Origin of the sequence: Brucella pituitosa (assembly GCF_003049685.1) — a bacterium.
Classification (GTDB): domain Bacteria; phylum Pseudomonadota; class Alphaproteobacteria; order Rhizobiales; family Rhizobiaceae; genus Brucella; species Brucella pituitosa.
The window spans coordinates 67,233-87,238 of record NZ_PYSY02000006.1; the positions used below are offsets into that span (position 1 = coordinate 67,233).

Consider the following 20,006-nt stretch of genomic DNA (forward strand, 5'->3'; position numbering starts at 1 on the left):
AAGTGTGAAACGACTTTCGAATAAGATGCGCGTTGAAACAGTTGGTTGAGACACGCTGATCTGTTTCAGTCAGATCAAAACGCGCTCTCCGTAGTCCGCAGCAGCAATTGTACTGCGGACCATTATGTTATGTTAACACCCAAGTTTGACAGTCGTATCGACGTCGCTGTCACGACCTGCTTGAGAGCAGTGTTTCAGCGCTTGCGCTTAGAACTTCCAATCGAGTGTTACCTTTCCTGTGTTCTGCGACGAACCGTTCGACAATTGTCCCGAATAATTCAGACCCAGACTGACGTTCTCGCTCAGCTTGGTTTCCAAGCCGAATTCCAACAGAAGCGAGTCTTTCCCAATCGGTAGCCCCTGAACATCAAACCCACTCTGACCACCGAAGCTCATTGCTGCTTCAGGAACATCGTTGAATGCATGACGCCAGCCAAGCGATGCTTTCGATGTGATCGCAATACCATTGTCGATTTCGAATGTCTTTTGCGTCCGAACACCAAAGGTCGTGAATGGCGTCGAGAAACTGTTACCCGAAGCAGAAAGGGCAGCAGCACCACCGCTTTCTGTGAACGATCCACTCTTGGCATGAACATAGGCCAAGCCAGCAAAAGGCTCAATTGCAACACCGCCCAGATCCATCTGATAGGCGACTTCACCAAACAAATGCGACACCCCAATTCGATGGTCTGCATCAAGTGCGTTTGAGAACGAACCAATCGTGACATTCCGGTCCGTTTCAACGTCCATCAGAGTATAGAATGCACCCAGATTGATATTGAACTGACCAGCACGTCCCCCGCCATAGACACCGATGGAATATGCATCGGCCTCAGCAGACGAAGAGCGATCGTCAACAGACAGGCTGCTATTTTCATAGCGTGCAACGCCACCCAGACGCCAGTTATCGAACATTCCGCCATCAACAGTCATATCAAGACCATTGATAATCCCGCTGCTCTTCATATCCGCAGAGCTGGCATTGCCGTCGGAGTCTGTGGAACGGGTAGTGCCATAGACCGCACCCCAAATGACAGGAGCCTGCGCCTGAGGATCGATAGCGGATGCGGCATCACGAACAACCGCCATGGAAGGATTATCCTGCGCACCGGCTCGGTCGAATGCGGCACGCAAACGGTTGGAAACCGCGTCCTGAAGCGTGAAGCTCGATTCTACACCGCTGCCCAGCAACGTCGCGTGAATTTCACCCGACAAGTCATTGAATGCCTTCTGTGCGCTGTCCTTATCAAGGCCCACCACCGCATCATAAACCGCATTACCCGGATTGAGCAGTTCTATCGCACGGCCAACATTCGTCTGGTTCGGTGTCTGCGACACTGAATCAAAGCTCACATTGTTGCGTGTCATGGTGAGATAGACGTGGTTCGGGTCATAATCGAGTGTCGGCACAAGGAAGGCAAGGTTACTGGTGACTGTATCAAAACCACCATTCGCTCCACCAAGCTTAACGCCGCCATTGGCCGTCATGATGGTATAACGCGTTACCGGACGATAGTCGCCATTGGCCGCCAGAACCTGAACCGTACCACCGTTGATGGTCGCAACACCGTTAACCTGCGTATGGTCACTCTGACCAGCGGCATTGACGTTCACAACATAGAGTGCACCGGAATTGATAGTCAGATTGCTGGTGATCGTCGTCTGGCCGATCGTGGTATTTCCACCCGGTGAGAATGTGCCGCCATTTCCAATAGTAACCGTTCCGCCGCCGGTGCCGCCGCTACCGCCACCGCCAATGGTGCCGTTGCCATCGATACTGCCACCATTTTCAACGATCACGGTTCCACCAAGGCAGCCGTCAACAACGAGCTTGCCATTCGTAACCGTTGTTGTTCCAGCAAAGCCACAGCTATTGCCCTGAATTGTTGTGATGTTCGGGCCGATCTGGCGCAGATTGCCGGTTCCGCTCAATTCGGTAACGAGTGTGAAATCGTTAGACCGGTTGATCACAAGCGTTCCATCGCTTCCGATCATCACATTCCCGGTCAGAGTTCCGCTTTCACCGCCAGCACCAAGCTGAACAGCGCCATTGTTGATCGTTGTTCCACCTGTGTAGGTGTTGTTTCCGGTCAACAAGGTGGTTCCGCCGCCGTTCTGGGTCAGGCTACCAGTCCCGCTGATCGTACCCAACAGCGATAGCAAGTCGCCGCGATTTGTTACAAGTGACGCGTTGTTGACAATATCGCCAACGATTGAGCCTGAAGTTCCACCATTACCGAGTTGCAGGACACCAGCATCAATCTTCGTGCCGCCTGTATAGCTATTGTCAGCCGACAGGATCAGCGAGCCACCACCCGTTTTGACGAAGCCAAGCGATGATCCACCAGTGATAGGCGTTGCAACACTCGTTGTCACACCTGCGTCAACGTTAATCGTACCGCCGGTCGCCTCTCCGAAGTTGAGCGAGCCTGTAGCACCCGGCACCAGATTATAGCCATTGACTGTAAACTGTAGCGTATCGAACTGCTGTGCACCTTCAACTGTGATATTGCCGCCAACACCTGAGAAGACACCGACTGATCCAGCCCATGGGCCATTGACTTCTGCTTCACCCGGCGCAGACGTCCAGTTCGTGTAACCGGAAGACCATGTTCCGGCACCGCCTTGGATCGTGCCATCGCCCATCGTATCGGTGCCATCCCAGAAGAGCAAATTCTGCCCGTCCTTCAAGACCGAAATATTGACAGATTTCGCATCTCCCGGTGCGTTGACATACACAAGTCCGTTGGCCGTTGTGCCGTTGATTGCAACATTGACGTTATCGAAAGCACCAGCAACGCTGTCAGCCTGGAACAACCTGTAGAAGCCTGCAGATGTTGCTGACACATTCAACGTGCCACCGTAAACGAGTGCGCCATTGACGATGACCAGATCGTTGAGTTGTCCGCCGATCAAACCGCGTTGGCCCATCTCAAACTCGGAGGTAGAACCGCTGTTGAGCGTAAGATTGCCATTGACGGTTAGTGTACCCGGGCTATTTCCCGCAGAGAGAGTACCACCGGCGAGAACCGCTGTGTTGCCAACAATAGTACCGCTACCGCCAAGCGTTCCTCCATCCTGAACCGTAACGATACCGCCAAGCGTTCCATTCACCGCCAGCTTGCCGCTTTCAACAACCACATCACCCGTAAATGCTGCGCCGTTTCCGGTATAGTTGAGGATGCTTGTACCGTCTTTGACGAGCCTTCCGCTGCCCGAAATAGCTCCAGCAAAAAGCTGGGTGCCATCGCCATGGTTAAATGTTGTCGTACCGTCAATTTGCAGATCGCTGAGAATTGATCCTGTTGCTGCACCATTGCCAATTTGTAAGCTGGCACCGGCAGCAACACGCGTCAGACCTGTGTAGGTATTGGCGCCCGACAGCGTCAGATTGCCACCAGCAAGGGCCAGACCGCCGCCCTGCCCCGACAACACGCCACCGAACACACTGTCAAATCCTGGCTGTGCAGTATCCTGTGTTGTGAGCATGAGAGTGTGGTTGCCAAGGACGACCGATCCAAGACCGGCAATCCGTGCAATCTCTACCTGCGGTGCGAGCGTTGAACTTACATCAAACACACCGTTTTGACCGACGATGACGCCACTTGACGTTGCGATCGTGCCGTTCCCTGACAGAGCGAGGGTGCCCCCGGCGATTGTGGTGCTTCCGGTGTAAGTATTTTCACCCGACAGCACCAATTGTCCTCCAAAACCCTTAACAAAGTTATTGGTAAGACCGTCTGCGATGGTCGCAGCAATCGTTGCTGTGCTCCCCGCACCGACGTTGATATTTGCATCTGGATTAACCGAGCTTGGTGCGAGAAGCAGCCTTCCGCCTAGTGTATTGCCATCCAAGACGTAACCGTCGACATCAAACTGCAAGGCGCTGAAACTCTGGTCGCCGTCAATTGTCACGACACCCGAATTACCGCCAAAAACCGCAAGCGAAGACAACCAGCTTGAATTGATATTACCGAATGCATCGGTCCAGTTGGTGCCAGCAGAAGACCATGTTCCCGCTCCACCATCCAGCAGATTGTCGCCAACTGTGTCTGCACCATCCCAGAATTGCAGATGGTCGCTTTGTCCAAGGACGGACAGGTTCATGACCGTCGCTGGACCCGGATTATTGACATAGACGCTCGCATCAATCGTGCCCGTTAGACCTGTCACGTTAATCGTGTCGAAGTTACCATTGATTGAACCGGCATTGAACAGGCGGTAATAACCAATGGAAGAAACGATAGCTTCCAGAGAACCATCTACATCAAGAGCGCCACTAACGATCACATGATCATTTGCAGGACCGCCAACGACATTGGCCTGACTTAGCTCGAAGACTGAGGTCGAGTTGCTTTCAAGGGAAAGATCGCCATTGATGGTAAGCGTGCCAGGGCTTGTACCGGCTGAAAGCGTACCACCCGATCCGATAACGACATTGCCGCCAATGAAACCCTTGCCCGACAGAGTACCCTCCGTTGAAGCGGTCACATTGCCACCGAGGTTGCCATTTACCGTAAAGTCGCCTTGCGTGATGAAAGTGTTACCGGCAAAGCCACTGGCATTGCTGATTTCGGTCAAGACAAGTCGTCCATCCCCGGATTTATTGATAGTTCCCGTACCGGTTATGGTTTCGTTATAGCCAAAGACCAGTCCAGACCCGACCGACACATTAAGCGTACCATCGACGTCAAAGTCACCTGCACTCGCAGATGCTGGATTGGCATAGAGATCCAGTGTGGCTGGTGAAGCGATTGTTGTCGCACCCGAATATCGGTTTGCACCCCTGAGCACCAGCGTTCCATCCAGAACGGTCAGACCGCCATTGCCGATGATCATTCCTTCATAAATATCGGCGGCATTGGTGATCGTCAGCACATGATCGCCAAGGTCAACTGTACCGCTCTGCGAACCGGCAAGGCTTTTTATCGAAGTACCCGCCGACGTATCGGCAATCGAAAAATCTCCATCGACGACAACACGTTCTGCATCGGCAATCGAGCCATTTGAAGCAAGTATCAGGTTTGCACCGGTTGCAATATTGGCTTCCCCAGTAAAGGACTGACCGCTTAGAACAGTCCACGATCCGGCATTCACCGCAACGCCACCATCACCATCAACGACACCCGAGAATGCGCTGGCGGCATTGGACAAGACAAGCGACTTGGAACCCAACTGAACACTACCGTCACCGGAAAGGTCACCAATGCTGGTCGAATCCGCTGTGATGCGGGAGATATCGAACGTGCCGCGCAGGCTCAATGCCGACGTACCTGCAATCGATCCATCGCCATCAAGAGCAAGAGTTGCCCCCGCCAACACGTCAGTTGAACCTGTATACTGCTGCTCAGCGGTCAGCGTGAGTGTTGCACTGCCAGCTTGCAGAAGGTTGCCCGTCCCCGAAATGACACCATTATAGGTTAGGTCACTGTTATGAACAAAAGACAGGTTGCCGCTGTTTGAAACCGTATCACTGATGCGACCGGACGAGCCACCATTGCCCACCTGAAGGTTGCGTCCCAAAGCTACAGTTGTCGTTCCGGTATAGGTGTTGTCTCCCGTCAGGATCACATGACCTGGACCCTTTTGAACGAGGTCACCTGTACCCGATACCAGACCAGAGAATATGCTTGTTATGCCTTGATTAAAGGCAAGCGTACCTGCGTTTGATACGTTTCCTTCGATCGTACCATTCTGTACGCCGTCGCCGAGCTGCAAGATCCCGTCAATGATAGTCGTGGCACCGCTATAGGTGTTGCTTGCCGAAAGGATTGTCGTGCCAGTACCCAATTGCGTGAGCGAACCCACACCGGAAATCGAGCCATCATAGACAACCGTATCGCTACGATTGAAGATCAGGTTGCCGTCATTGACAATGTTTCCAGCAATAGATCCGGTCGTTCCGCCGTTGCCAATCTGAAGCGAAGAGCTTTCAATTGTTGTACCACCGGTATGTGTGAGATTGCCTGTAACAGTCGTCTGAGAGCTGCTGGTCGACAGGCTACCAAAACCAGACATATCGCCGCCATAGGTCCAATCACCTGCGCGTGCAAACTGGACAAGGGCGTTGTTGACGATATTGCCGTTCAGCGTACCATCTGCTGCGAGTCTGAGTGCACCAGCGCTGACAGTTGTCATGCCTGAGAAGCTGTTTTCCACGTTCAGGGTCAGTGTCCCTGCCCCACGCTTATAAAGCTCTCCCGTTCCTGCAATCGTGTGGTTGAAACTCGCCGCATCTGAACGATTGAATATGAGTTCGCCATCGGTCAATACGTTACCATTCAGCGAGCCGGTATTCTGACCGTTGCCGATTTGCAAACTTGCGCCATCGGCAACACGAACGAACGTATCATTGATCGAACCAAGGGTCGTCAACTGACCAGACGTGATCGATAGAAGGCTCTGATTTGTACCCTCAATAGTACCGTAATAAGTGGAACTGCCACCTTCGAGTGAAAGAACCCGCGATCCGAGATATACGGAGCCCGCACCACCCAAACCGTTAATCCTGGTCGCGTCATCATCAATATTGGAGATGTCGAAACGACCTGTGTTTCCAACTGTTACCTGACTTGAAGATGCGACCGATCCTGCGCCAGAGAGAAGCAGTGTACCACTATGAATTACAGTCTCGCCGGTGAATGTATTTTCACCGCTCAGAATAACCTCAGCGGCACTTGCACCCCTGATGTTGAGGCTGCCAATACCTGATACTATGCCACTATACTCGTGCGTGCCGCCGGAATAATTGAAGTCCAGCGTTCCATCACTGCTGATGTTGCCAGCCACACTGCCCGAAGCTGTGCCGCCGCCAATATCAAGCGTTGCATTGGATGTCAGGCCTGTGATGCCCGTATAAGTGTTCTCGCCGGTCAGTATCAGCGTGCCGCCAAGAAGCGTTACCTCTCCTGAACCGGAAATTATGCCGCCAAACAAGCCGGATTCACGTCCCATAACCGAGCCGTTCATAACGGTTAGATTGCGTTCGCCCAACTTAACCTGACCATCGCCAGCGAGCGAATTGATCGCTACACTACCAACAGGCAACCCCGAAATGTCGAGAACTGCATCGGCACTATCAAGCGAAACATAACGTGCACGCGAAAGTGCATTCCCATTATTGGCCACAAGCGTGCCATCGGTAACACGGGCTATACCGTTAAAGGTGTTTGATCCGCTCAAAGTATGGGTGCCGCCCGAAACGGTAATGCCGCCCCCGCCAGAAATTACGCCGGCAAATGTATGCGTACCTTCGGTCAATTCCAGCGTCGCGGTGCCAAGCTGAACCGAACCAGTACCGCTTAGACCCTTGATGGAGGTTCCCGCCGTGCCTAAACCGCCGACATTGAACGTTCCATCAATACCGACCTGCACTTCGCTTGATTGAGAAATGGAGCCTGCACCCGTGAGAGACAGCGTTCCAGCCTCGATCAATGTATAGCCGGTATAGCTATTGGCTGCGGACAGATTAAGTGTACCGCTACCGGTCTTGGTCAGTCCTTCGCTGGTGCCGTCGACGAGCGCAACGCCAACTGTAGCTGTGCGTTGGCCATCGACAATGATCATTCCAAGATTATTAAGCTGAAGCGAAGCATTCGTGCCAGACGTCAATGCATAACCATCTGTCTTGAAATGTAGACGATCAAATTCCTGCTGACCCTCAACCGTAACGGTGCCCGCGCTGCCATCGAAGATGGCATAGGAACCTACCCATGGCGCAACGAAGGCATAATCAGGGCTCAGCCAGTTTGTATTGTCGCTATTCCAGGTACCTGATCCACCGACCAGAACTCCCGCAGTTGTGCGTGTTCCATTCCAATATTGGCGAACTTCATCATCACCAAGAACGATCATGTTCACTTCGGTGACAGGATTATCGCCTTCCATATAGACGTTATAATCACGGATAATCTGGGTTGGAGTCGACGATGTTACATTGATGTCGGAGAAGTCGCCAGTGATGCTGCCAGCCGAGAACAGGCGGTAATATCCTGATTTTGCAACCGATACGTTGAGAGTGCCATCAAGCGAAAGACCGTTCGTCACGATAACGCGGCTGTTGAGGGCGCTCGAAATGACATCAGGCGTAGCAACGCTGAAGTTGGTCGTTGAACCCGCCAGAAGCGTCAGCGTCGAAATCTTCAGATCCGACCCGGCATTCAGCACGCCGCCATTTTGAATGGTGACAGCACCATTGATGAGGCCTGTGCCATTGATGGCGACACCATCGTCATCATACTGCGTGCCACCAGCAAGCGTTGCCCCGGAAGCGACGTTAACCGTGCTTCCTGTCAGCGAGCCGTCAACACGCAACGTTCCGCCAACAACGTTGGTTGCGCCGGTGTAATTGTTCGCACCTGCCAGAACAAGCGTGCCATTATTGGCCTTCAACAGATTGCCGGTGCCGGAGATCGAACCAGCATAGCTGTGAACACCACCATCGTGATTGAAAGTCAGATTGCCAGTGTTGAGAATATTGCCCGCCACTGCACCATTGGCACCACCAATTGCGAGCGAAGCACCTGAGCCGATTGTCGTAAGACCGGCATAGCTGTTCGCGCCCTCGAACTTCTGCGATCCATCGGCGATAGTGACGCCACCATTGCCGCTGATAATGCCCGAATAAATATCATTCGCAGCCTGGCCAATGACCAGAGTTTGATCGCCCAGCACGACGCTACCCAAGCCGCCAAGACGATTGACCGAGGTTCCGTTTGTCGTGGCCGCAATGTCGAACACGCCGTCAGCACCGATGGTCAACAAGGATGTCTGGCTGATCGAACCATTGCCTTGAAGGGCAAGAGTGCCGTTCGCAATATTTGTCGTACCGGTATATGTCTGCGTTGCGGTAAGCTTTGTGGTTCCGGTGCCTTCTTGGCGAACATTACCCGCACCGCTTACGATACCGGTGAAATTCAATACAGATGTGGCATCACGATTGAATGCAAGCGTGCTGCCGGTTGCTGTCGAAACATTGCCCGAAAGCGTGCCCGTAGCGCCACCATTACCGACCGCCAGTGTACCACTGCTAATTTCTGTTCCACCGACATGGGAAGAGTTGGCTGTCAAAGTTAAGCGGCCAGTCCCTTTCTGGCTAAGACTACCAGTTCCAAAGATATTGCCTGCGAATGTGTAGTCATTGCTGCGCCAGAACTCCAGACGACCGAAGTTGGGGCCGATACCAGTATCGACATTGCCCGCAAGCGAACCTGTCGTTCCAGATGCACCAATTCTCAATGCGCCGCCACGGATAAGAGTTCCGCCAGTATGGGTCGCGTTTCCTGTCAGGTGAACGATGCCCGCTCCCTGCTTCTCAAGGACGCCGGTACCGGAGATATTATTGGCCAATATAGGGTCGACTGCGGTGCTGTAATTAAGCACCAGTCGGCCAGCATCCGCACCGATGCCGGTGACGATCTGCCCTGCAACACTTCCAATGCGCGTAGGATCGCCCATTGGAGTGAAGTCGGTCAGCTGGATTGCGCCGCCCAGCAGCGTTGTATTTCCGGTAAACGTGTTCGCATTATTTAGGAGAAGTGTACCGCCGCGAAGTGTAAGGCCACCATCGCCAGATATCACGCCTGCGTAAGTGCCAGCGGCCGCGGAAACGGTCAGCGTATTATTGCCCAGATTGACGGAACCCGATCCTGAAATCGAGCGGATCGATGATCCACCATTTGCGGCTTGCGAAATATCAAATGTGCCCGTGCCAATGTTAACATTAGCAGAAGTGGAAATGGAGCCATTGTTTGAAAGGCGCAAAATCCCATCATTGACATTGGTAACACCTGTGTAGGTGTTTGCACCGCTCAAGGTTAAATCGCTGGTGCCTGCGAGCGAAACAATACCGCCCTCGTTTGGCTCGATGCCGCCCGAGATTATACCGCTGTAAGTCATTGGCCCATTGCGCGAGATAACAACTTCGCCGCTATTGGCGATATTTCCAGCCACCGAACCAGTGTTCGACGGACCATTGTCGCCAAGCTGAAGAACGCCTGCCGTAACGTAGGTCGTTCCGGTATAGCTGTTGGTAGCAGTTAGGATTAGACGACCCGATCCAACCTTGGTCAAGCTGGCAAGATCACCATTAATGATCCTGGCGTCAATGGTGGTGGTTCCCCCATTCGCAACATTGATGATCGAGGATGTTTGGGTGGAGCCACCACTTGAAAGCTGGAGGGCATCACCAGTGCTGCCAACAAGTCTATAACCGCTTACATCGAAGCTAAGCTCGCCAAATCCAAGTGTTCCCTGGAGTGTAACCGTACCAGCGGTTCCGCCAAAACGTGCAATTGAACCTCCCCATGAGCCGCTGATTTCAGAACCAGGAGCAAGCCAGTTGGTGTTACTCGCATTCCAGGTGCCATTGCCACCCTGTGCCACAGCACCACCAGTATAACGGCTGCCATCCCAATTCTGAACAAGCTGGTTAGCATCAAGAAGCCGGATGTTTACCTGTGTTGCCTGACCGCCTGCGGCCGGAGTGTCCGTATATACAGTTGCAGTAGAACCCGCGACACCGCCAAGAAGGTTTACGGTCTGGAACGATCCCGTAATGCCATTCCCGGCATTGAAAAGGCGATAGTATCCGGCATTACCGGCTGTGACATTCAACGTTCCGTTGAGAGCAAGTGCACCGTTCACGATCACAAGATCATTATTGGCACCACCCACAACACCAGCTTCACCAAGTTCAAAGTTCGAAATGGAGGAAGCTGAGAGTGTAAGATTGCCCAAAATAGTCATCGTGCCAGGACTTTGTCCTGGATTGAGCGAACCCGAAATATTTACATTGCCTCCGATAACACCGGTTCCAGAGAGTATCGCACCAGTAGCGACGCTTACATTGGTGTTTCCAAGACTTCCGATAACAGCCAATTCACCCGCATTGACCTGCGTTGAACCTGTATAGGTATTGACACCGGATAATGTGGTTTTGCCAGTGCCATTCTGAATGAACCCACCAGCGCCCGAAATTGCACCTGCGAAAGCAAAGGCATTGGAGCGATTAACAATCAGCGTTCCTGCATTGGCAATATTGCCAATAAGCGATCCAGAAGTGCCGCCGCCTGCTGCGTTTGAACCGAGCTGAAGAGTAGAGCCCGCGTCAATTGTCGTGCCACTGGTAAAGGTGTTCGCGCTTGTTAGGATAAGCTTGCCATTTACGCCAGTTCCCGACTGAACAAGCCTGCCCGCACCACTGATAACATTGCCATAGGCAAATTCTTGCGATTTACCAAAACGCAGCGTCGTACCTGCGGCGGTGTTCACGTTACCACTGAAGCTGTTAGCACCTTCAATGCTGAGCGTGCCGGAATCGATCTGAACACCGCCACCCGCCAACACAGCGCCGGTCAGAACGGTAGTGCCGGGTCCTGCCTGACGCACAACACCAGAACCGGAAATCGAGCCTGCATAGGTCAATGTGTTGCTACGCGAGAATGTCAGTGTCCCGTTATTGAGAACAGAAGCACTCGCAATGCTGCCGGTTGTTCCACCAGCGCCGATCTGAAGGTTCGCCCCGGAAAGGACTGTCGTCTGGCCTGTATAGATATTGGCACCAGACAATGTCAGGTTTCCGCCGCCAAGCGAGAGCCGGGCACCTGCCCCACTGATTACACCGGCAAACACACTATTGGCGTTTGAAATCGCCAGATTTCGATCCCCAAGTGTCACCGTACCGGATGCAGCACCACTCAAACTACGGATATTGACTGTTGGGTTCGTGACTTGCGAAACATTAAAATTCGCATCAGCAACAATTTCGCTCGATGCGGAAATGCTGCCGTTACCTTCAAGGCGCAGACTACCGGCAGTGATACGTGTTACACCCGTATAGCCCTGAACAGTTGTGAATGTCGTGCTGCCAATACCTTGCTGGACCACCGATCCGGCACCGGATATTGCATTGGTGAAAGTCAACGCATTGCTGCGATTGAAACGCAATTCACCTGCATCCGAAAAGGCAATATTGCCCTGAACTTCGCCGCTGAAGCCGCCGTTACCAAGTGTCAGATAACCACCGGTCGCGATGGTTGTTAATCCGGTATATGTATTCGCATTGGTCAGTGTCAGATTACCGGAGCGAAGCAGCAATCCGCCATTGCCGGAGATAACACCCGCGAAGGTTCCTGCAGAATTGGCAACTTCAAGCGTATTGCTTCCCAAAAGAACACGGCCTGCCGTGTTGCTGCCAGCAAGGCTTGCAATCACAGCATTGCCAGTATGCGAGGCAATATCCAGCGTCGCATCAACGGTCACACCATTGGATGTCGCTATGTTTGCTGCTCCGGAAAGCCTGAGCGTTCCGGCGGAAATTGTCGTTGCACCCGTATAGGTTTGTGCACCTGTCAGTGTCAGCAACTGGCTGAAATTGCTCAGCGTGAGACCGCCGGTACCGCTGATTGTTCCGCCAAATGTGCCATTTTGTTGGGTAAGCGTGAGCGTATTGCTGCCCAAGACAACCGACGCTGTGCCAGCACCCGTGCTGGCAATTTGTTTAACGCTTGCACCAGCCGATGTCGCGGCAATGTCGAATGTTGCTCCGCCAGAAATCAGAATATTGCTGGATGACGAAACGTCACCAGCAGCACCCAGTGCAAGGCGACCGGCCTGCACACGCGTTATGCCGGAATAGCTGTTCAAATTCGCAAGGGTCGTCGTACCTGTGCCAAGCTGCACAAGATCACCCGTACCAGTGACCTGTCCACCAAAGGTTCCAAGAGCATCCGAACGCTGGAAGATCAGTTGCTGTCCACTTTGAACCTCAACATTTGCATTGAGCAATGCGCCTGTTGTTCCTCCGTCACCAATGCGGATGGAACCGGCGGCAACACGTACCCATCCGGTAAATGTACTGTTACCGGTCAGCGTTTGCGTACCAGCACCCGAAACTCGTAGATCACCAAAGCCGGTAATAACGCCGCCGTAAGTGCCAGACGACGTTATGGAAAGCGTTCTCGCCGTGCCGGATGTGGTGCCAAGCTGGACTGTGCCTGCACCTGATAGCGCCTGAACAGCCGTTCCTGGCAGCGCGCCACCAGCCGTTCCCGAAATATCGAAAGTGCCAGTCTGACCGATGATCACACCACTGGAACTACCAACCGAACCGCCGCCGGTGATACGAAGCGTCGCGTTATCGGCAATGGATGTGGAACCTGTATAGGTGTTGCTGCCGCTTAGAGACTGCGTTCCACCGAGAACCCTGAGATTTCCCGCACCCTGAATGGCACCACTGAAATTATCGATCGCACGCCCGGCTGTAATATCAAGGCCCTTGGAGCCAAGAATAACCGACCCGCCACTTCCAGAGATGGAGGTCGCAACAAATGTTGTTGTGGCGGCGTTCAGCCCGCTCACGTCCAGCGTACCGCTGATGATAAGATTGCTTGCGCCACTTAGCTTCGCCGCACCTGTCGCAATCAGGCTTGATCCTGAATTGATCATCAGGCTGCCGGTAAAGTCACTGTCCTGCGAAATGGAAAGCAGAGGCCCTGCAAGGACGAGGCTGCCGCCAACGCCTGTGAAGCGCCCGCCGAAAGCGCCATTTTGCTCGGCAAGCGTAAGCGTTTTGCCTGCCAGATTGACCGTGCCGCTGCCCGATACTCTCTTTACGGTCGTGGCACTGGTGATTGCAGAAATGTCGAACGTACCGCCGGTTGCAATCGAAATACCGCTTGAGCGGTCAAAGGCTGCTTGCGCCTGAAAGGCGCAATGTACCGGCAGAAATAACGGTATCGCCTGTATATGTATTGGCGTTACCGGTGAGCGTGGTCGTCCCGGTTCCCGCCTGTGTGATACCGCCCGAGCCCTGCACACACGCCCGCCAAATACACCGGTCGCATCCGAACGCATGAAGATAAGCCGGCCGCTTGTTCCGGTTTCAACATTCGCATTCAGCAATGAACCGCGATTTGGAATGCTGGCAGAACCGATGGTCAGGTTGCCATTACCGCCGAGATAAACTGTACCGGTAAAACTGTTGTTCCCGGTCAGGGTCTGATTGCCACCCGCAATACGCAGATCGCCATAGCCCGTAATCGATCCACCGAACACACCGCCAGCGGTGATGGTCATGCCGCGCTGACCGTTCTGCGATCCGAAGATCACAGTACCATCGCCACTCAGAGCCTGAATGGTTGCGCCATCATTGGATCTGGAAAGATCGAATGTGCCGCTTGCATCAATATTGACTGTGCTTGATTGAGCGAGAGAACCGTCGTCAAGAATGACAATGCTGCCGTTACGAATATTGGTGGCACCGGTATAGGTCTGAGCGACGCGTACACGCAATTCGCCTGTACCGAGCTTGGAAAGAGCTCCGCTACCAGTGATCACGCCACCTGCGACTAATTCGTAAGTGTTGCTACGGTCGATGACAAGCTCACCGTTGACCGTCGCACCATTCAAAACGCTCCCTGTCGTGCCACCATTGCCCAGCCACATGACGGCACCGGCATCCACCAGAGTGTTGCCGGTATAAGTTAGGTCTGCTCCGAACTTCTGCGTTCCGCCGGACAGTCTCAAGCCACCTGTGCCGCTGATCGTGCCGTTATAAGAGTCGCTGTCAGTCGCATTTGTTATGCGCAGCGTCTTATTGCCAAGCACAATATTACCGTTGACCGTTCCACGCAGATCGCGGATCGACGTCGTACCCGGCGAAATGCCGGAAATGTCCAGAGTACCGTTGCTGTAAATATTAACCTGTCCGCTCGTTGCAACCGAACCTGTACCGACCAGCTTGAGCGTTGCGCCATTATGGACCGTTGTCGTACCTGTGTAGGTGTTGATACCACCCAGTTCTAACGAACTTCCCGCTCCCCCATTCAGAGTAAACCCTGCAGCGCCCGAAATTACGCCAGAGAAGCGATCGCCTGTTTGCCCATTGGATACAACAAGCCCGCCAGCACCAAGCCGCACACTGCCGCCATTTGATCCACTGTTCAACAAGCGGTTCAAGGATACAGCATTTGAGAGCTCAGAGAGATCGAGCGCGCTGCCGCTCGCAACCGTGACAGAAGAAAGAGGGCTGAGATCAATATTGCCCGCGGCTGCGAATGTTCCGCCGCCCGTTACCGTAATATTTCCAGTCGATCCCGATTGTAAAGTCCCACTGAAACGGTGAATGCCGCCAGATAGAGAAACTGCGCCCGACATTCCCAAAGTACCACTATGATTACTTTGTGTTGTGAGTGCAGCGTTGCTGAGGGATAGCGTGCCTTGACCATACACGCCCTTGAGACTGCCACTATTGACCGAGACAGTGCTACCAGAACTACTCTGGGTAACTGTGCTATCAAGATTAACGTTGGTCACCGAGAAACGAGCGGTGTTGTACAACCTTGTATCGCCAGTATAGGATGCTGCTCCAGCCCCATCTACAACATTTGCCGTCGAAGTGCCACGGACCTCAACACTGCCCGCCCCGGTCACACCATCAAGACGCATGCCCCCGCCGTTGTTGATAATAAGCGTACCGCTCGCGGCGATAGTTGTATTGCCAACAGCAATTCTGCCCATTACGTCAGCGATCTCCAGAGATCCACCGGAAACTGTTACCTCACGAAGTGAGCCTACCCAGTTAGTAGGCTGATCAAGAACCACCGCACCAGCCTGGACAGTGAGGCCGATAAAGCGCATTCTGCTTGTTTCATCAGCATATGGGCGGATGTTAGGAATTACATAACTACCGGCCATATTGACGACTATGCTTGCGTCCCATCCATCGGAAACAATCCAGCCACCTGTCGAATTGAAAGTATTGCCGTCGTAGTATTCCAGTCTCGGTGCCAAAGCAGTGCCGTTCCCAAGCACTAGCGTACCGCCATTTCCAAGCTCTACAACATGTCGGGAAGTTCCGTCATTACGCCGGATTGCACCGCCGCCATGGACGATCAAAGTTCCGCCTAAGGCGTAGCTATCGCCCGTGACCTTAACATATTGCCAAGAACGAAGAGAAGCATCGTTCGCAACTGTCACAACCGCGTTGTTTCGGATCAGAGACCAACTATTATAGTTGGTCATGAAACTTCCGCTATTAATATTGACGGTAGAACCACCCTGAAACGAAAAATCGTATGCTCTTACGCTTGCATTGTTGGTGATGTTAACAATCGCGCTATTATTAATGATGAGGCCATCACCAGTGTAGTTTACGTCTGATGTTACCGTACGATTGTTGCTCCACTCGATCGCACCAACCGTCGCAGGCCACGCAACCGCTGCAAGTGCGAGACCCGACACAGAAACTTTTGCCAATTTACCTATACGGCTCAATATCCCGCGCTGTGCCGCTGCGGGCTGATCCTCCCGTGCCTGCGCCGCAATCACAGAATTATCTTCGTGCAGATCACGAACTGCCGAAGCGGCAGCTTTAGAGGACGACGATTTCGTGTTCGGTGCAGAGATTTTCATGAACAGCGCAACTTCCATATAGGTTAATCACAGACTGTTCTTGAATATATCTCCATTTAATCAAGGTCAAATTTGTAACTTACAGATGATAAAATAATAATAGTAATAATTATAACACGACAAATAGTATTCTATTTATTTAAATCAATTAACTACATTACTCTAACTTATTTATGTTTAAAAAAAATTATCCATATTTATATAATCGTAAAAATATTTGGCTTTCAATTATTGCGTGCATTATACTATATAAATAAATGAATATGGAGTTTTTATATTTCATTAGCACAAACTTATGCGCTGATCCGGTGTTGCAAAACCGGAACACATATAAACAGATTTTTCGCAGCCATCCCTGCTAAGCCCTTTCAAATTAGGGCTGACACCAAGAAACACAATAACCCACCGCATCTTTTTTAATATGGAAAGTAGTCCCGCGCACTGATTCTTGGGCCAGTTCTGGGTTATTGGGCGCAAGGAGATAAATTGGAATACGATGTATTCAACGAGATTTTGTTATTAAAAATTTAACTAATAAGATAGCTTCAGTGAAATTATATATTTATGCGGATATTAATAAATAAAAGTCCATGCAAGATAAAATCTCACATGGACTTTTAAATAAATCGAGTGCACTGCGCTTTTTTATACGCCCACATCATAATGAGCTTTCAAACGCAATCACGTCTTACGAGAGTGCCCCAGACCAAAGTCTAATGCCAACAGAGATCTCTTCTTAGAGTAATTTGGTGCGACCATTGGATAGTCGGGAGCAAGATCCCACTTTTCCCGATATTGCTCTGGCGTCATGCCATAATGCGCACTCAAATGCCTCTTTAGAGACTTGAATGGTTTTCCATCTTCAAGGCAGTAGAGATAATCTGGTGTTATCGAGTTTTCGACAAGCACTGCGGGTTCCTGTGGCATAGGCGCTTCTGGTTGTGTATCGCTGCCAGACAGAGTTAAAAGCTCGACAAAAAGGCGGTTACATAGATTTACAAGCTCTTGAGATTCAATTTTGTTATTGCTTGCATAAGCACTCACCAAATTGGTGGTGAGCTCAAGTATTTTTCCTTTTTCCTGACCAACATCTGCCTTCATAAGATTTTCCAATCCTGCTGCGATATACTAGTTTCTAAACTACATCCAACTGTTCTCAGGCCGGAGGTCACAAACGCTTCTTATAAGATATCGCACCGTGTGACTGCCCCGACCTTCGAGAATGAATGACCATGATTTTTCGATTTAAGTTAGGGGTGACCCAAATCGAAACAGATCATGATGCCTTATCAAGCGCACTCAGCGCCTGGCTGATCCCGGTCCAAGAAAGAGGAAGTTCAACATTCTGACCATTCGCATCTACGAAACGCATTTTGCCTTCTGGAGCAGTGCGGACGGTTGCCAGAAAGTCAGGCGTCGGTTCGGCAGTCGCAAGACACGCACCACCGATACAACGCACCCACGGCAATTCCACAGAACCCTTTTCCTCGGCTCCGATTTTTCCATTACCTGACAAACGAACCGTTTGACTCGGTGTAATATTAACAGGCAGAACGACCGTTACCTGCAATTTCGAGTCCTTCGTAAGGCGGCCTAACGCAATCTGAGCAACAGGCTGTGGCTGACCCTGAACCTGAATCGACTGAACAACCTCACAGCTTTTTCCTTCAGATGCAGCAGCACCTGCTGCTCCGCCATTGGTGCGTACACATTGCAAGACCCAATTTCCGTAAGTGGCAGTCGTTGCACCCGGTTCATTGCTTACAGCGACACGATCTTCTTTTTTATCTTGCGCTAACGAAGTCGTAGCTGCAGCCCCACCTGCAACGAGCGCACAGGCAACTATACCCATCATTGTTTTCAATTTGTAACGGTTGCTCGACATATCAATACTTCCTTCTTCATTTCTGTCCGCAACAATGTACGGAATCTGCGTTATTTCTTGATGGGTATACAAACTAGGAAAGCCACGTTTTAACACTGGCTAGCCCGAGGATTTTTATTTGCAAGTATTTGTTTTTTTGATTTTCATGCCTAAACCAGAAAATCATTGGTACAGTTTGCAAGAGGTCAATCGATCATTTTCATCTCGGATAGCTTTCTTGAAATCAACGTTGTATTGACTTGCTTATTCCGAACGCCAAGAAGTGCTGGTGGCGTAAACAAGTATCCCTGACACCAATTTGCCCCCGAGCGTTTTGCAACAAGGAAGTCGGCTTCCGTCTCCACACCTTCAACAACCACATGGGGGCGCGAAATGACTTGCCAGCATTACAAGGTGCTCAAGGAGATCTGGTCTGCTGAGCCCCGTATTTAACTCTCGCATGAATGACCCATCAACCTTGACGATATCAGGCGAAGCGGAACGTGCGAAAGCTATCGTACTGTATCCCGCACCAAAATCGTCCACTGCAACTCTGCAACCAGTTGCCCTCAGCGCCGTGACCAATTCCAAAGCACTGTCAAGATTTGGCGGAAGCAATGTCTCGGTAATCTCAATAACAAGTCGCCGCGCAAGTTGCGGATCATGTCTTAAGTCACGCAATATGGAGTGCCACCAAAGGTCATTGGACACCGACATGCCGGAAACATTGCAACCAAGAATAACGTCTGGACGTCTGCGCAGTTCATCCATAACGCTGCGAACCACCTGTCGGTCGATCGGGCGCATCAGGCCCAGTCTTTCAACCGCCGGAAGAAAGGCGCCTGGCATTATGACATTGCCATCGGCATCCTCTATCCGAACCAAGCATTCCTTATAAAGGGGCGCATGCGATTGATTAACACTGACAATATTCTGCTCGGCAAAAATGATCTTTCCGTCCGAAAGGCTGGAATAGGCCGCGATAGCGGTACGCATATCCTCTAAATATTGTTCGACATCGAGTTTTGCGCTTCCCAACGACTCGTCAGACCGCGACGAGCGTATTGAAACCGCAACAATCAGCTTGTTTTTCCCGACACCAACCGGCGTCGTCGAAATATAGGAGAGAAGATCCTCAAGCCGCCGGACAAACGAGAAACCGTGCTCGTCCGTGAAGTGAAGAGTTATGCCCCATGGCTCAATCTCAGATGTCTCGATTTCAGATCCAAAGAAGGAATCTATACGTCGCCACACCTCAAAAAGCGTTCGTACCGCCATTCCTTCAGAGTAAGCAGCTTCAATAGATGGCAGGTTGTCGATCACAACTGAAAGGCAATTCGTGGGTTTCATCGTGATAAACCCACCGCAAAGCGCGTGAAAATCCCCAAAATGCAAGCATATGACGTCAGCTTAGGCAAGGCCATAGACGAGGTTTTGACAAAACCACCGTACGCCAAAACCGGCATGTCAAGCGCTCGGAGATCGACTGACGGCGTAGCACGGACATGCTGTATACCGCGAGTACACTCAAGCAATTCGCACAACACACGAATATTCTTCCCGCCGCTCTGGAAGCTTATTCCTATCACGTCCTGCATAAAGGGGTCCCTTGAGGTACATATATTTCGAGGGATACAGAACGCCATACTGACATTGAAATTGTTAGTGTTTTTTAGTTCAATATTTTACCATTTTAAAGCGGAAAAAAGGGACCCTTTATTGTCAACAT

The 20,006-nt window shown here is 51.6% G+C and carries 4 protein-coding genes; all 4 read right to left on the minus strand.

Going from position 1 to position 20,006, the window contains the following annotated elements:
• Window positions 1–207: 207 nt before the first annotated feature.
• The 4 genes from C9380_RS28385 to C9380_RS24185 all read right to left on the minus strand — a co-directional run bounded on the left by C9380_RS28385 (window position 208) and on the right by C9380_RS24185 (window position 19,627).
• Window positions 208–16,413, minus strand: coding sequence for an autotransporter-associated beta strand repeat-containing protein (locus C9380_RS28385; RefSeq protein ID WP_164844740.1), 16,206 nt, complete (start codon window positions 16,411–16,413; stop codon window positions 208–210).
• A 681-nt stretch (window positions 16,414–17,094) separates the two neighbouring features.
• Window positions 17,095–17,514, minus strand: a complete 420-nt coding sequence (locus C9380_RS24170) for a Ros/MucR family transcriptional regulator (protein WP_128094942.1) — start codon at window positions 17,512–17,514, stop codon at window positions 17,095–17,097.
• Window positions 17,515–17,689: 175 nt separating this feature from the next.
• Window positions 17,690–18,298, minus strand: coding sequence for an invasion associated locus B family protein (locus C9380_RS24175; RefSeq protein WP_128094943.1), 609 nt, complete (start codon window positions 18,296–18,298; stop codon window positions 17,690–17,692).
• A 348-nt stretch (window positions 18,299–18,646) separates the two neighbouring features.
• On the minus strand, window positions 18,647–19,627 hold the full coding sequence (locus C9380_RS24185) for an EAL domain-containing protein (RefSeq protein WP_128094944.1): 981 nt from the start codon (window positions 19,625–19,627) through the stop codon (window positions 18,647–18,649).
• Window positions 19,628–20,006 lie beyond the last annotated feature (379 nt).

What these genes read in the sequence shown, in the direction of transcription:
- C9380_RS24185 (WP_128094944.1), bottom strand. Translation starts at nt 19,627, where the DNA reads ATGAAACCCACGAATTGCCTTTCAGTTGTGATCGACAACCTGCCATCT.
- C9380_RS24175 (WP_128094943.1), bottom strand. Translation starts at nt 18,298, where the DNA reads ATGTCGAGCAACCGTTACAAATTGAAAACAATGATGGGTATAGTTGCC.
- C9380_RS24170 (WP_128094942.1), bottom strand. Translation starts at nt 17,514, where the DNA reads ATGAAGGCAGATGTTGGTCAGGAAAAAGGAAAAATACTTGAGCTCACC.
- C9380_RS28385 (WP_164844740.1), bottom strand. Translation starts at nt 16,413, where the DNA reads ATGAAAATCTCTGCACCGAACACGAAATCGTCGTCCTCTAAAGCTGCC.